General features: G+C 52.6%; 9 protein-coding genes. 3 read left to right on the plus strand and 6 right to left on the minus strand.

Translation table 11 applies throughout. From position 1 onward, the window contains the following. Positions 1–133 precede the first annotated feature (133 nt). A complete protein-coding gene (locus K3G63_RS21320; RefSeq protein ID WP_220616173.1) occupies positions 134–2,389 on the minus strand; it encodes an outer membrane beta-barrel family protein in 2,256 nt (751 codons plus the stop codon). Positions 2,390–2,966: 577 nt separating this feature from the next. Here K3G63_RS21320 and K3G63_RS21325 point away from each other — a divergent pair. Continuing rightward, positions 2,967–6,083, plus strand: a complete 3,117-nt coding sequence (locus K3G63_RS21325) for a lantibiotic dehydratase (RefSeq protein WP_220616174.1) — start codon at positions 2,967–2,969, stop codon at positions 6,081–6,083. Positions 6,084–6,111: 28 nt separating this feature from the next. Here K3G63_RS21325 and K3G63_RS21330 read toward each other — a convergent pair whose 3' ends face one another. Together K3G63_RS21330 and K3G63_RS21335 are read right to left on the minus strand one after the other, a co-directional pair. Next, entirely contained in the window at positions 6,112–7,242 is a 1,131-nt protein-coding gene (locus tag K3G63_RS21330; RefSeq protein ID WP_220616175.1) for a lanthionine synthetase LanC family protein, read from the minus strand. A gap of 201 nt (positions 7,243–7,443) precedes the next feature. Continuing rightward, entirely contained in the window at positions 7,444–7,590 is a 147-nt protein-coding gene (locus tag K3G63_RS21335; RefSeq protein ID WP_220616176.1) for a hypothetical protein, read from the minus strand. Positions 7,591–8,601: 1,011 nt separating this feature from the next. Between K3G63_RS21335 and K3G63_RS21340 the strand changes: the two genes are divergently transcribed. Both K3G63_RS21340 and K3G63_RS21345 read left to right on the plus strand, forming a co-directional pair. Then, positions 8,602–9,405 carry a sensor histidine kinase gene (locus tag K3G63_RS21340; protein ID WP_220616177.1) on the plus strand — a complete coding sequence of 268 codons (804 nt, stop codon included), beginning with the start codon at positions 8,602–8,604 and terminating at the stop codon, positions 9,403–9,405. A 4-nt stretch (positions 9,406–9,409) separates the two neighbouring features. Beyond that, complete coding sequence (locus tag K3G63_RS21345; protein ID WP_220616178.1) at positions 9,410–10,141, plus strand: LytTR family DNA-binding domain-containing protein; 732 nt, start codon at positions 9,410–9,412, stop codon at positions 10,139–10,141. 475 nt (positions 10,142–10,616) lie between these two features. Here the strand turns inward: K3G63_RS21345 and K3G63_RS21350 are convergent, their stop codons facing one another. From K3G63_RS21350 to K3G63_RS21360, 3 genes are all read right to left on the minus strand, one after another. After that, positions 10,617–11,249, minus strand: a complete 633-nt coding sequence (locus K3G63_RS21350) for a 4'-phosphopantetheinyl transferase superfamily protein (protein WP_220616179.1) — start codon at positions 11,247–11,249, stop codon at positions 10,617–10,619. Positions 11,250–11,315: 66 nt separating this feature from the next. Next, positions 11,316–12,011: a thioesterase II family protein gene (locus K3G63_RS21355; RefSeq protein WP_220616180.1), complete on the minus strand. Its 696-nt coding sequence runs from the start codon at positions 12,009–12,011 to the stop codon at positions 11,316–11,318. A 152-nt stretch (positions 12,012–12,163) separates the two neighbouring features. After that, complete coding sequence (locus K3G63_RS21360) at positions 12,164–13,795, minus strand: cyclic peptide export ABC transporter (RefSeq protein ID WP_220616181.1); 1,632 nt, start codon at positions 13,793–13,795, stop codon at positions 12,164–12,166. Positions 13,796–13,840: the final 45 nt, after the last annotated feature.

Here is a 13,840-nt window from a genome sequence, read left to right on the forward strand (position 1 = left end):
GGGAAGGAAGGCGAACAGCTGTATTGTAGGTTGCTACGGTTCCTTAGAGCCTCCGCCCCCAGGGCGCGCGACCGGTAGGATGCCGTTCCTCCGCCTGCGTGGGCGCGCGGCCCACGCAGGCGGAGGAAAGAACTCAGAACTTGTAGGAGAAGCTCAGCCGGTACACCGGGTTTTGGGCTTCGTACCGTTCCCAGATCAGGTAGGGCTGCGCGTTAATCCAGCTGCGGCTGCCGCTGTACACCAGGTTATCTATCCGGAACGAGACATTGCCGCGCTTTTTCAGCGTTGTCATGCTGGCCGTTACGCCCGCCGTGTAGAAGGGCAGCAGCTTGCGCTGGGCCTCAAAGGTGCGGGTGGTATAGTTGCTGTTCACCTGCAGCTGCAGGTTTTTCTTAACCGTCCAGACGGAGTTCAGCTTCAGGACAGAGTACACGCTCTTGCGACGCCCGTAGGTGTACTGGTCATCCGAAATCTGATTGTAGAAGGCCTCGGCGCCGCCATTCAGGCCCCACCAGGTGAGCAGGTTTGCTTCCCCACTAACGCTGGCCCCCACCATGTTCACTTCATCAATGTTGTCGAAGGTAACCGTCGTCAGGTCGCCTTCCTGCACGATGATTTTGTTAATCACATCCTGGCTGTTGCGCAGGAACACGGACGACTTCAGGTTATACCGGTCGTTGGCGTAGAGGTAGTTCAGCTCTACTACGTTGGCGTAGGCGGGCTTGAGCAGGGGGTTACCCTGGCTGCGCTGGTTTACGTTGTCGTAGCGAACAAAGGGGGCAAACTGGAAGGGGTCGGGGCGGGAGATGCGCCGGCTGAAGTTCAGCACCACCGACTTGGAATCGTCCAGCTTGCGTTCCACCGTCAGGCTGGGGTAGAGGTTCACGTAGGGCTTTTTCGGAATGCTGCTGATTTCCTGCAGCGCATTCTCCAGGCGCAGCCCCAGCTGGGCCTTGTAGTTGCCTTTGGCGTAGGAAAACAGGGAGAATACCGCCTGAATGCTTTCCTTGTAGTTGTAGTTCAGGTCATTGCGGGCGTTATCTATGACGCTGCTAAACGCGTTGCCGAAACGAACCTCCTCCCCGGAATAGCCCAAATCAAGTTTCCAGTACTGGCTCAGGGCACGGCTGTAGCTTACGTCGTAGTCGAAGAAGAAATAGTCGATCTGGTTGGCCAGCGCGTAGCTGTTGAGCAACGTGTTGCTTTGGCTGCGCAGGGTATTGTTGGAGTTGATATCCACGATGCCCCAGGCGTACATAAAATCAACGCCAACCGTGTTCTTTTCCGCGTTGCGGGCGTAGCCGGCGCGGACCTTGTTTTCGCTGGTGGTGAACAGCACGTTGCCCGCGCCCGTGTTCCGCACCGACTCCCCCGTCTGGCGGTACGTGGAAGGGGTATTCCGGTCCAGGTAGGAAAACTGGTAGCTCAGGGAAGCTGTGGAGAGGGAATCAATTTTGTAATCCGTGCCAATCTCCGCATTCGTGAATTTTTCTATTTCGGCTTCCTTGTAGAGCGAGGTAAACTTGAGGGCATTTTCGACATAGTACTGCCGGCTGGTCTGGGTAGGGCGGTCCTCGTGGCGGAAACTCAGGGAAGCGTAGTTGCTCCACTTGCCATAGCTATAATCCAGCTTTGCCAGCCCACTATACTTCTTATTCAGGCCTACTCCCACATTCACCAAGCCTTCGGTAGCCGCCTTGTTCTGCTGCTGGGTGATGATGTTGAGAATGCCGGCGGCTCCCTCCGGGTCGTATTTGGCGGAGGGGGACGTGATGATTTCCACCTTCTTCAGCTTGCCCGCGGGCAGGGTAGCCAGCACGTCGGCCGTGCTCAGCATGGTGGGCTTGCCGTCAATGAGCACCCGTACGCCGGCGTCGCCGCGCAGCTTCACCCGGCCGGTGGCGTCCATACTGATCTGCGGTACTTTGGTTAGCACGTCGGAGGCAGTGGTCGTGCCGGCCAGCATTTCGGGAGTGAAGTTGACTACCTGCTTGTCGATGTGGAACTCAACGTTGCTCCGCTGCCCCGTAATCGTGACCTCGCCCAGAACTTTGCTGTTTACCTGCAAGGGTAGTTCGCCCAAGGCCAGCGGCTTATCGGCAACGGCCACTGCTTTCTCGAACGCCTGGTAGCCAATAAAGGAGATGACAAGCGTGTAGGTAGCGGGCGCGATATTGTCAAGCACGAATTTTCCGTCGTCGTCCGTGGCGGCTACTTGCACCTGCTGCTGCTTGGCCGCATCCGCAAACAGCACAATGTTGGCGTAGGGAATAGGCGTTTTGCCATCGACCACTTTCCCACTGATGCTACCGGCCTGCTGCGCAAAGCCCGGCACCACACGTACCAGCAGCAGGAGTAGCAATACATGAAGCTTGGTAATTGAATTCATTGAATTACAGCCTTTAATGTGACTTTATCGTATAAAAATTATCCAGAGCGTACTGGGTACTATACCGCCCCGGCCTCCCACTGCTACCCGGCAGAGGCCAGCAGTACGTCCTGCCTTTTTTGACGCGGTAGCATAGGTGGCCCGGCAGACAAGGAGCGGATCGGGCGCAGACGGGTGCAACGAGGACGCCGGGAACTAACCGGCCAGCACACCTACAAAAGATCCGTTGTAGCGCTACCATGTAGCCCGTGCGCTGGGCGCGGCGGACGGAGAGCTAGTGTACTTCCGATGGTTAAAGGTGCTACCCCCCGCAGAGATGTGAAAAAACGTTACACCAACCTGGGGATGCGCTAGACTAACCCCGCCTTCACGGGTGCCAATACGTTCCTGGTCAGCGGCGCCCGTTTTCCTTGTTTGCGGAGGAGGCTTGTGAGCAGTAGGCTCGCAAGCCCCGGTGCCGGCCCGTAGGGTAGAGGGTAGAGCGTGGAACCTGGCGGCAGGCGCGGGGTGAGTGCAGCAGTTACGTTACAAATTCACTACTATTAGCCCGCGTTATCATCCTCCCTGCAGTGCCGATATGCCAGCCTTATCTTTCTATCCTAAACTAATCCTGCGCACCCCCGCCCTGCCTTTCACCAGCGAGTTCGATCAGAAGTTCGTGGAAGAGTGTATGGCCGATGAGCGGTTTATGGAGTCGCTTTATCTGGCCTCTCCTGCTCTGCACGCGGCGTGCCTGAAACACCGGAACGAGCCGCTCAGTACCCCAGACAAGTCTACTCGCTTGCTGCTGTCGGTAGTGAAGTACTACTGCCGGAGCATGAGCCGCTGTACGCCCTTCGGGCTTTTTGCCGGTTGCACCGTGGTACAGTGGGCCGACCACACCGGCATCGTCCGGGATACGGCCCGCCCCATCCGGCATACGCGCCTGGATATGAAATACCTGTGTTCCTTAACCCAGCAGTTGGAACAACAGGCGGGCATCACCGACAGGCTCCGGTATTACCCCAACTCCAGCCTGTACGAAATCGGAAATGAACTCCGCTACACCGAGTACGATCCGGGTGATATAAACCGGTTATCGCAGGTTAGCTCGGTAGAGGCCTCGCCTCATCTGCGCCTGGTGCTTGCCCGAAGCACCGCCGGCCTGCGTCGCGCGGAAATAGCCCGGACTGTGCTGGAGGCCCTACCGGATACGACCTGGGAGGAAGCCACATCGTTTACGGATGCCATCATTGCGGCTCAGTTGCTGGTAAGTGAACTGGAGCCATCGGTCACGGGAAAGGGCTATTTTGCCCATATACAAGAGGTGCTGGAACGCATACTGGCCGCTCAGCCCGAAGAGCGAATTCAAGCAGTTGCTCAGGCGCTGCGGGAAGTAGCAACGCACCTGCACCACCTGGACTCCGAGCCCGTCAATGATGTAGCCCACTACGCCCGGATTACTGACCTGTTAGCTACGTTAGGGGCCCCTTTTGAAGAAGACAAGCTTTTTCAGGTAGATCAGTTTGTCGCTCTCACGGAGAATACGGTATCGAGGGATATCCAGGCTTCGCTAACTGCCGCCATAGATGCCCTGGCTCGTTTGGCTGCCCCCCCGGCCTCCGAGGCGCTTACGGCGTTCAAAACCAAGTTTTATGAGCGTTACGGGGATCAGCAACGTCCGCTCTTGGAAGTACTGGACCCGGAAAGCGGCATCAAATACGCCCAGTACGGAGAACATGCCTACACCCCGTTAACGGAAGATTTGATTTTGCCGCTGGCCGAACAGCCTGGGCGCGTTTTGGACCAGCGGCCGGCCCAGCTACTGCTAGAAAACAAACTACGAGAGGCCCAGCAGCAGGGGCGCTATACTGTAGAGCTAACGCGCGAGGAGCTGGCGCCCCTTCAGGCCGAGGCTTCGCTTCCTCCCTCCCTGGCCGTTATGTTCCGCGTGGTCAACCCCCAGACCATTCTTTGTGAGCACGTGGGCGGCTCCAGCGCCGTTAATCTTATTGGGCGCTTCGCGTATGCCGACCCGCAGCTACAGGATATTGCGCGGGATATCACCACTCTGGAGCAGGAGCACAACCCGGAGGTTGTATTCGCGGAAATTTGCCATTTGCCGGAAAGTCGCCTGGGGAACATCATCACCCGGCCTTCCTTCCGGGAATACGAAATTCCCTACCTGACCAAGTCGGGGGCGCCCGAAGAAGCGCAAATTCCCCTGCAGGATCTGCAGGTTTCAGTGGAGGATAATGTTGTGGTACTGCGCTCAAAAAGGCTCCGTAAGGTGGTGGTTCCGCGCCTGAGCACTGCGCACAATTACCGCTACCGCTCCCTGCCCGTGTATAACTTCCTCTGCGACCTGCAAGCGCAGGGGCAGCACACTTCCTTACCGCTTACGTGGCAGCCAGCGGCGGCTACCAAATTTCTCCCCCGCCTTACCTACGGCAAGGTAATTCTTCACCTGGCCACGTGGCACTTCTCCTATCCGGATGTTCAGAATCTTATTACCTGCCCGGACGCGGAGGTAAGCTCCTGCTTTACCGCATTTCGGGAGCAGTGGCATCTGCCGAAGCTTTTTACCCTCACCGAGGGCGATAATGAGCTACTAGTGGATGCTGATAACCCGCTTACTGTGCATGCATGGCGTAGTGCCATCAGAAAGTGTGACGCCATTACGCTCCGGGAATTCCTGTTTACCCCTGCGGAAGCCTGCGTACGAGACAGGGCCGGCAACCCCTACGTCGGGCAGTTTGTGGCCTTGCTGACCAATACCGCGGCGGTATATGCGCCCCGGGTAAAGGCAACCCCAGACTCCTACCCCGGCAACAAGCAACGCGAGTTCGGGCTGGGGTCAGAGTGGCTCTATTATAAGCTGTACTGTGGCGTTAAAGCTGCCGACCGAATTCTGCTGGAAGTTATAAAGCCCCTGGTCGATGAGCTGCTGGCTCGTCAGCTACTAGACCAGTGGTTTTTTATTCGCTACGCAGATCCGGATACCCATTTGCGAGTCCGGTTCCATTTGCCGGATACGCAACGCGTAGGCGAGGTTATCCTGCTGATTAACCGTTACCTGGAGCCCCTGGTCGCCAGTGGCTACATCTGGAAAACTCAAACCGATACGTATCAGCGTGAGCTAGAGCGGTACGGCAAAGCCTCTATTGCTTTAGCCGAGGAACTGTTTTTCCGGGATAGTGAAGCTACTCTGGCCGCGCTCGAATACCTGACTGATGACGAAGACTTTCGGTGGCTGTGGGGAATAAAGTCAATAGATGCGCTGCTGGCTTCCTTTGGCTATTCGCTCCCGCAGAAAGCCCTGCTTATGCAGCGCGCCACGGAGGCGTTTCGAAACGAGTTTAAGGTAGATAAGAGCCTTAAGCTGCAAATCGATGCGAAATACCGTCAGCACAAAGGGCGTATCACGCAGCTAGTAAGCGGCAGCCTGCCGGAGGCAAGCAAAGACGAAGACTACTCCCCCTTCTTTCCCATCAGTCGACGTACCGAGCTGACGCGAAGCTTAGTGGGCCAGCTGGTTCACCAAGCAGAAAACAAGCAGCTCGGTATTCCGCTGGACAACCTGTTAGCCAGCCACATCCATATGCTTCTCAACCGTTTAATTCCCGACAATCAACGCTTGCACGAGCTAGTGATTTACGATTTTATTTATCGGGAGTACCAAACCCAGAAGAATCGGAAAGTATTCTGTGAGTAGAACTGCGCGGTACTTGACCTAGCGAGGGTTAGAGCAACAGGGTTTTGCTCCAGGCAGAGGGAGTTTGCAACAGGTAGTCAAGCAAGACCAGGGCCGAGCCAATCAGGCCACGGAACAGGTCCAGGGCTTTTGCCTGATAATATTCTGCTTCTATTTCCTGCTTCAGGAGCTTTACGGTACGTTTAATCCAATACGCGTAGCCTTCCTGGTAAGCGGGCTGCTGGCTCATGGTGTACAGGCTACGGTAGGTTTGCGCAACTCCCGCAGCTCCGGCATAAAAACAAGCGCGGCGAACCGCAGTGGTCTTCTTGGTTTTACGCAACAATGTATTCAGTCCTACCAGGTTAGCTACCTGTTCGAATTTAGCATCCTGAAATATGTTGCAAGCCTTATACAAGAAGAGTGACTTGTTTAAGTCCCCGTCACTCCACGTCATTCTTCTTCCAAAAACACATTCACCAGTATTGGCCTGTATTACCTCAGGAAACAAGGAAAATCTCTCTGCGAAAAAGTCTATTTCCTGTCGGCAAGAAATCATGTGGGCTAGTCTGCAGTAAATAATTGCCTTTATATCATTTACGTATAAGCCTTTTTCGCAGAGCTTCAGTAGCACAAACAGTACTCCCGTAATTCCATTTATCATGCCCAGCCCTACCTCCGCGCCCTTCGTTGCCTGGTGCGGATACTGGTGTGCAAACCGCTCCAGCACCAAGGGAATGTGCCGCCACAAGCATTTCTCCACCTCAGGATTAGGTAGGCGCTCTACGAAGTAGTGAACAATACCGATTACTCCCTGGAACGGGTTTAGGCTAATAGCTTCGCCTGATAGCGCAATCTGGCTGGCCAGAAAGGTATCCAGCTGATAGATTTTACCTGTCACCTCAGCGTTCAGCAGCTTATCGTGCAGCAAGTCATTCACGATAAGGAATCCATGAAGGCTTGTTAGCTCCGTAAAGCCAGTTAAAATCTCATCTATTACTTCACTTAACAGCTGATTTATCTGCCGCGCATCAGAAGCCTCGCCGTACAGCTTGTAGCGCAGGTAATAATATACTATCAAACCCTGCTTTTGCTCACTACATACGTCTTCAGACCGCTCGTTCTGAACGATTGTGTGTATTTTCTCCAAGCAGCTGTTAATATCCTCTAATTTCGGCATGACTAATAGTGTACGTATTCAGCAAGAGTAGCAGAGCCAGAGTAGTATAGTAGAGGCTTCCAGAAGTAGGTAAAAGCTTCAAAAAATAACAGAAGATAAGTACAGGGCACGCAAAAAGGGCACCATAGGCTTGCTGCTTCGGTGCCCTTTAAGCTTGCTGCGTAGAAATAGTAGTGGTATTTATTTTAACACATATATTACTTAAAAAGCCAGTGATGAAACGGTTGTAAAATATGCAGGCGTTGGCTTAGCTTTTGCCAGCGTGCTATGCTTGGCGCTGGCAGGGCTCAGCTTGCTGATGGTGGTTTTGCGGAGGCTAAGGGCAGTTGGTTTTGAAGATGCTTTCATGATTGGTTGGGGTAATAAAGGAACAGGTTTCGAAGTGCAGTAGCCGTTAGCTGTGCTACCGTTGTTGATGATCCAAAGATGGATGGTTGAAAGAACTTGTTGTTTTTTATTACACCAACCCGGCTACCCTCTGTACTAACCCGGGTTATCGTGGTATTTACCGGCTCGCGAAAAGCACGGCGCTGGTGGGCTCCTACCCTAGCCAGCCTGGTGGTGATTTCTTGACCTGGTTCCTGACACCGGGCCACTTGCCTTTGTACAGCAGACTGTTACCTCAATACTGGGCTTGAGCGCACGGGAAGCCTGCTGCGAGACCAACTCGCGCAGCGCGCCAGAAATCCGTCGCTACGCGGGGGCTACTTGCTACGGCTGGTGCTGATCAGCACGTTTCGCACACACCCGTAAGCCTCACCAGTGGGTAGTGCCGTCTAGAAAAGAGCCGCGTAATGGCATCCGCAGGTACTACTCCCCGAACTGGCCCCCAGCCGGATAACAACACCTCTTCTTTTCACTGGGCTGCTACCCTCTATTCACCAGACGCTGCTGCTGGCATCAAGCGCCCGCACCTTTCCCGACAAGGCAGCTACGCAAGCAGAGCTCTGTTTTCCATACAAAGTAGATCCTTCAGCAAGCTGCTCTGTCAGTAGCACTAGCAAGGGAAACACAATAATCCGGTCAAACATATTCTACTATCTTTAAGCAGCAACAGGCGCGTACCTAAACTACAAGCCGTACCAGGAAATTTACAAAATAATGTTTTTCTATTCACAGAGATTCCGCCAAACGTGCATTCACGTTACGCTTTGGGTATTTTACATTCTTTATGAATCTTCTGTGCTCCTAATTGTAGATGAAACCACTATAAATATCTGGGAAACCTGTTTGAACTTTGTTCTTTACGCTTGCATATTCTACGCAAACAGCTTATTTATTCTTCCATCTTACTTGGTAAAGCGAAGGTATTTCCACCTGATAGTTTCTATTATTATATTATTCTTAATATTTATTGCTTTGCGTTATTTCGTTGTATCATACCTATTAGCTTTATTACCTTCTAAAATGCAATATCCGTTTACAAATAACAGATTGTTTTTAGCTCAGTCAATCTGGCGAGGCGGGTATTTTTTTCTCCTAAGCTTAGGATACTTTTTTGCCGTCCATTCTATCTCTACCGAGCGGCAAAGAAGAAAATTGGCAGAAATACGCATAGAAAAAGAGCAGCTCTTACGCGAAACTGAAACAACGTTGAAAGAGCTAGAAATTAACAATCTCAGGAATCAGATAAATCCTCATTTTTTATACAACTCATTAAACATATTGTATTCGCAAGTGTATCCTGTTTCAAAGAAAGCAGCTCACGGCATCTTGCTACTATCCGATATTATGCGCTACGCGCTTAGAGATGATGCGTCAGGAAAGGTAATGTTAGAAGAAGAGGTTCAGCATTTGAAGAACTATATAGAAATGAACCAATTAAGATTTAACAACTCATGGCAGATTAAATTAGAAATAACGGGCAACTTAGGATTTAGAATGATTATTCCTCTGCTGTTAATCACCTTTGTTGAGAACAGTTTCAAACATGGCGATTTATTAGATCCTGAGCACCCACTTATTATTCGTATAACCGTTGAAAATGATAATCTCACGTTCTTTAGTCGCAATAAAAAGCGCAATGGCAAAAAGGAGAAATCAACCAGCCTAGGCTTAGAAAACACGAAGAAGAGGCTAGCTATAAAGTACCCGAATGCTCATACCCTTGAGCTGAAAGACGAACTAGACTTTTACACCTGTGTACTCCATTTAAAACTGTAATCTCATGCTCTCTTGCTTTGTAATAGACGATGAACAAGGTGCAATTGATCTATTGATCAATTACATAAAGAAAACTCCTTTCCTCAACCTGGTAGGTAGTACCACTAACCCGCTGGAGGCGTTGCAGATTCTTCGCACTCAGAGCATCGATTTAATATTTCTAGATATCAACATGCCGCAGATATCCGGCATTGAGTTGATGCCTATCTTAAAAGACAAATGCCAGGTAGTATTAACAACAGCTTACAGCGAATACGCAGTATACGGTTTCGAGCATAATGCATTGGACTATTTGCTTAAGCCCATATCCTTCGAGCGTTTTCTCAAGGCGGCGCAAAAGGCGCTCAACAATACGCTTGTCAGCAATTCTGATTGGCAACAATCTGAAAAAGAAGATGATTTTCTGTTTGTGAAAACAGAAAACAAAGGCAAGATGATAAAAGTAAATTTTGACGACCTTATTTATATAGAAGGCTTAAAAAATTACGTATCACTTTATACAAAGGAGGAACGCATAATTACACTGCTAAATATAAAGGACTTGGAAGGCCGCTTACCAGCGAAACAATTTATTCGTGTACACAAGTCCTATATCGTTTCCATTAAGAATATCAAAGCTCTGGATAGCAACCAGATTCTTCTTAAGGATATGAAAGCGTATGTTCCTTTGGGAGACACATACCGCACTAATTTTTTTGATGTTTTAAACAAAAATATGATGGGGAGCAAAAGGTAATACCAGTGGCGCTTGCTGACCCAGGTGCCATATTCTGCTGTTTTACAATACCCTACGTAGCAGTGGGTCAACCTGTGGCGAGACAACTATAGGCAGTACCGGCACTGCCCCACGGCTGCCGCAGCCGCTCATACGCCATGCGCTTCATGCTCGCGGCTCGCGGCTATTATCATTCTGGCCAGGTGGTATCCTCTTGGCTTTACCGGTGCTGACACCTGGCTTTGTAAGCGCGCCGGGCTGGCCGCTTCGGCTGCCACAACCCCATTGCACAGTACTTATACACCCCCGGTGCGGGGCACTCTTTTTTCAAGAAGAGGCCTCCGCACCGGGGGTGTATCTTTTTGTAATTCACTGGCCGGAAGCCAAGCTTGTGCTTCCGGCTACCCGGGCAACACGGTGCTTTTGCCACTGTTGGCCGCGTATGAGCTGTGCGGGCACTCCTGTACTGCCCCAGAGCCAGCGCCCGCCGGTGGTGCTACAGCTCCACTTTACAGATAACCGGCTCTATTTCTTCGGCATCTGCCGCCACATGCACAATGTACTCATCCACCAGCTTGATTTTCTTTAAGTACCACGTGGCATTTTCTACTACGGCCCGATTGCCGCTGACCACTATTTCCTCCAGTGGAATGCTCAGGCCTCTGCCGTCGGCCTTAATAATGGATTCCTTTCTCGTCCAGTACTCATAGAACTCGTAGTATTTGTTGCTGGCGCGGGTAATCTTCTCCCACTCCTCGGGGAGCATATAGCAGGCGAAATCCTCAATCGGGATGGAATTTACCTGCTCAATATCAATGCCTACCTTGGCCGAATCGCTCAGAACGCACGTGACGTAGCAGCCGGAGTGAGAGATGTTAAAGTCTATGCTTTTATCAATGTAAGGGCGGCTATAGGCGGTGTACTGCAGCTTTTCCAAATCAGGAGCAATACCGAACTGCTCAAGCCCTTTCAGCAGCAGCAGCTTGCCGTACAGGCACGCCTGCACATCCTGCCACCGCTGAAACTTGAGAATCTTATTTCTGATGCTGGTTGGAAACACTGCTACATAGGTAGCAAGCTCCTGGGCCGTGAGTTTTCGCTCAAAGCATGAGTACAGTACCTTTATCATGATCTGGGGGAGATGTAATCCAACAAGTACAAAAGGAAGGGTGCCCTCACCGGACCGGGCCGCTGTTCACAGCATGGCCCCAGTTTCAATCAGCGAGGCCACGGTCTGGGCATTATTGAAAATGAAGAAGTGGTTGCCCGGCAGCGCCCGGTGGCTGATGGGCAACAGGGACTCTTCCTGCCACTTCTCAATTACTGCCACGTCCAGGCCCTCACTGTCGCCGTACAGCACCTGAATGGGAATGGGCAGCGGGGTAGAGGCCTCGTAGCAAAACGTTTCTACGGCCTGAAAATCAGCGCGTAGAATCGGCTCAAAGTATTCCCGGAAATCACGGGACTCGCTTAGCTCCTGCGGCGTACCGCCAATGCTGAACACCTCATCCCAGAAGGTTTCTTTGCTTACCGTATGTAGGATGACGTTTCTGGTGTGCCGGGCCGCGGGGCCGGCCTTGCCGGATACAATCAGGCGCTTGGGCAGGGCTTCTCCTTGCGCGTGCAGCTGGCGGCACAGCAGCAGTCCTACCAGGGCACCCATGCTGTGTCCGTAGAGGATGTAGTCGTCATCGGCACTGATTTTTTGTAGTAAAACCGGGAATAGGTCGTCTACTACGGCCTGCATACTCGTGAGCAAGGGGGCCCCCGCCCGGTACCCGCGGCCGCTGTACTCCAGCACTTCCACAGGGTACGGCTGGGTGAAGTATTGCTTCAGCGACTGGTAAGAAATGCTGGAGCCGCCGGCAAACGGCAGCGCTATAATTTTCATATCCGTAAGGTTTAATCAGGGTTTGTCGTTGCCTCGCCGGGCAAAGGCGAGGGTAGCGGGCACCGCTCCCGGCTCTAACCGCGCGGGGGCTGGTGCTCGTGCCTTGCACCACCTGCCAGCGGGGGCAGGCGGCGCAAGGGCTTAAGCACCCCTTACACGTACGCCGCGTTCAGGGCTTCCACTTTGGTTACACTCTCGAGCTTGCCGTAATTCATCTTATAGAGCTTGTCGGCGCACGGGTAGTAGTTGTCGTCGTGCGTAATGGCTACCACCGAGAAGCCTTCCTCCTTCAGATAGTCCAGAATCTCGGTGTAGAACTTCTTACGGAAGTACGGGTCCTGGTCGGCGGCAAACTCGTCCAGAATCAGGATGGGCTTGCGCTCCAGCATAGCGCACACCAGGGCCAGGCGCTTCTTCTGCCCCGTCGACAAATTAATGGTAGTGAGCTTGTTATTCTTTATTTCTACCTTCTTGTCCAGCTCAAATACCCGCAGGTACTCCTGGGCTTTGGTTTCGTTTACGTGCTCCACTCCGTAGAATTCCTCAAACAGGTGGAAGTCGCTGAACACGGGGGCAAACAAGGCCCGGTACGCCGTAAAGTTCTTTTCCTCCAGGGCCTCGTCGTTGATATAGACCTGGCCGGTTTCGCGCACAAACAGGCCGATCAGCACGTTGATAAACGTGGTTTTGCCGCTGCCATTGCCGCCGTACACGAATGCTACCTCGCCCCGGCGCAGGGAAAAATCGTTGGGTCCGACGCTGAAATGGGTGTCTTCCTCGCTAGTGTACTGGTAGGACACATCGTAGAGCTTCAGGCTATCGAACTGCTGGAGCGCGGCAACCGGCTCGCCTTCCACGTCTTTTTCCTGCAACGACTCTTTCAGGGAGCTGAGCCGGTTCAGGGATACGTGGGCCTGCGCCAGGCCGGGCACCATCAGCACCACCGACTCAATAGGCCCCCAGATGTACATCAGCACAAAAATGAAGTTGATGATCACCGGGCCGCTGATGGAAAGCCAGTCGCCGAGAAACAGCAGCAGCGCACCGATGAACACGTAGAAGGCCAGTTGCCCGATGACACGGTTGTTGAGGTGGTAGACCAGCGCCTTTTTGTTGTAGGCTGAGGCCGTATCCACGGCCGGGTACATGTGCCGGGTTACAATGTCGGTACCTTTGGCGCGGGCAATCTTGATTTCCTTGAAGCCCACCAGAATCTCGTTCAGGTGGCGTACGAAGCTGTCCTCACTGGCCATGGCCTTGTCGAACAGGGCCAGGGCTTTCTTCTCGCTTACCGTGTAAATCAGCACTGTGAAGGCCATCAGCAGGCAGGTGCAGAGCAGCAGCTTCCAGGAGAGAAATGCCATGTAGCCGCAGCAAAGCAGAATAATGATGAAGTTGGTCATCAGGTCAATCACGTTGACCGAGGCGTTGACCACGTTGTTCGTATCCCGGGTGAGGGCCGTATAAATGCGCTCCTTGTTTTTGATCAGCGGGTGGTAGGCCGAGGTCAGCACCATTTCTACTACCTCCAGGCGCACCTGCCGCAGGATTCTGAGCATAAACGAAATCATGTTCTGAGAAACCAGCCAGCGGCTGACGAAGAACAGGGCCAGGCTACCGGCGAACAGGTAGAGGTACTCCCGGCTGGGGCTGATAATCCCCTGGATGGAATTGCTGACTATTTTATTGATAATGAAGATAATGGCCGTGTTGCCGGCGGCCGCTAGTATGCCCAGCGCTACGAATAGCGCGTATTTTCCAAAATGACCTTTCAGTAGATTCATGTCGCGTCTGTGATAGAGAAGTAGCGTGAAGGATAGAGTCCGGCC

This window comes from Hymenobacter sp. HSC-4F20, from assembly GCF_019599275.1.
Taxonomy (GTDB): Bacteria; Bacteroidota; Bacteroidia; order Cytophagales; family Hymenobacteraceae; genus Hymenobacter.

Bases quoted from the DNA above. Each gene is read 5' to 3' on its own strand.
- K3G63_RS21335 (WP_220616176.1), bottom strand. From the start codon at position 7,590: ATGAAAGCATCTTCAAAACCAACTGCCCTTAGCCTCCGCAAAACCACC.
- K3G63_RS21355 (WP_220616180.1), bottom strand. From the start codon at position 12,011: ATGAAAATTATAGCGCTGCCGTTTGCCGGCGGCTCCAGCATTTCTTAC.
- K3G63_RS21345 (WP_220616178.1), top strand. From the start codon at position 9,410: ATGCTCTCTTGCTTTGTAATAGACGATGAACAAGGTGCAATTGATCTA.
- K3G63_RS21350 (WP_220616179.1), bottom strand. From the start codon at position 11,249: ATGATAAAGGTACTGTACTCATGCTTTGAGCGAAAACTCACGGCCCAG.
- K3G63_RS21360 (WP_220616181.1), bottom strand. From the start codon at position 13,795: ATGAATCTACTGAAAGGTCATTTTGGAAAATACGCGCTATTCGTAGCG.
- K3G63_RS21325 (WP_220616174.1), top strand. From the start codon at position 2,967: ATGCCAGCCTTATCTTTCTATCCTAAACTAATCCTGCGCACCCCCGCC.
- K3G63_RS21320 (WP_220616173.1), bottom strand. From the start codon at position 2,389: ATGAATTCAATTACCAAGCTTCATGTATTGCTACTCCTGCTGCTGGTA.
- K3G63_RS21330 (WP_220616175.1), bottom strand. From the start codon at position 7,242: ATGCCGAAATTAGAGGATATTAACAGCTGCTTGGAGAAAATACACACA.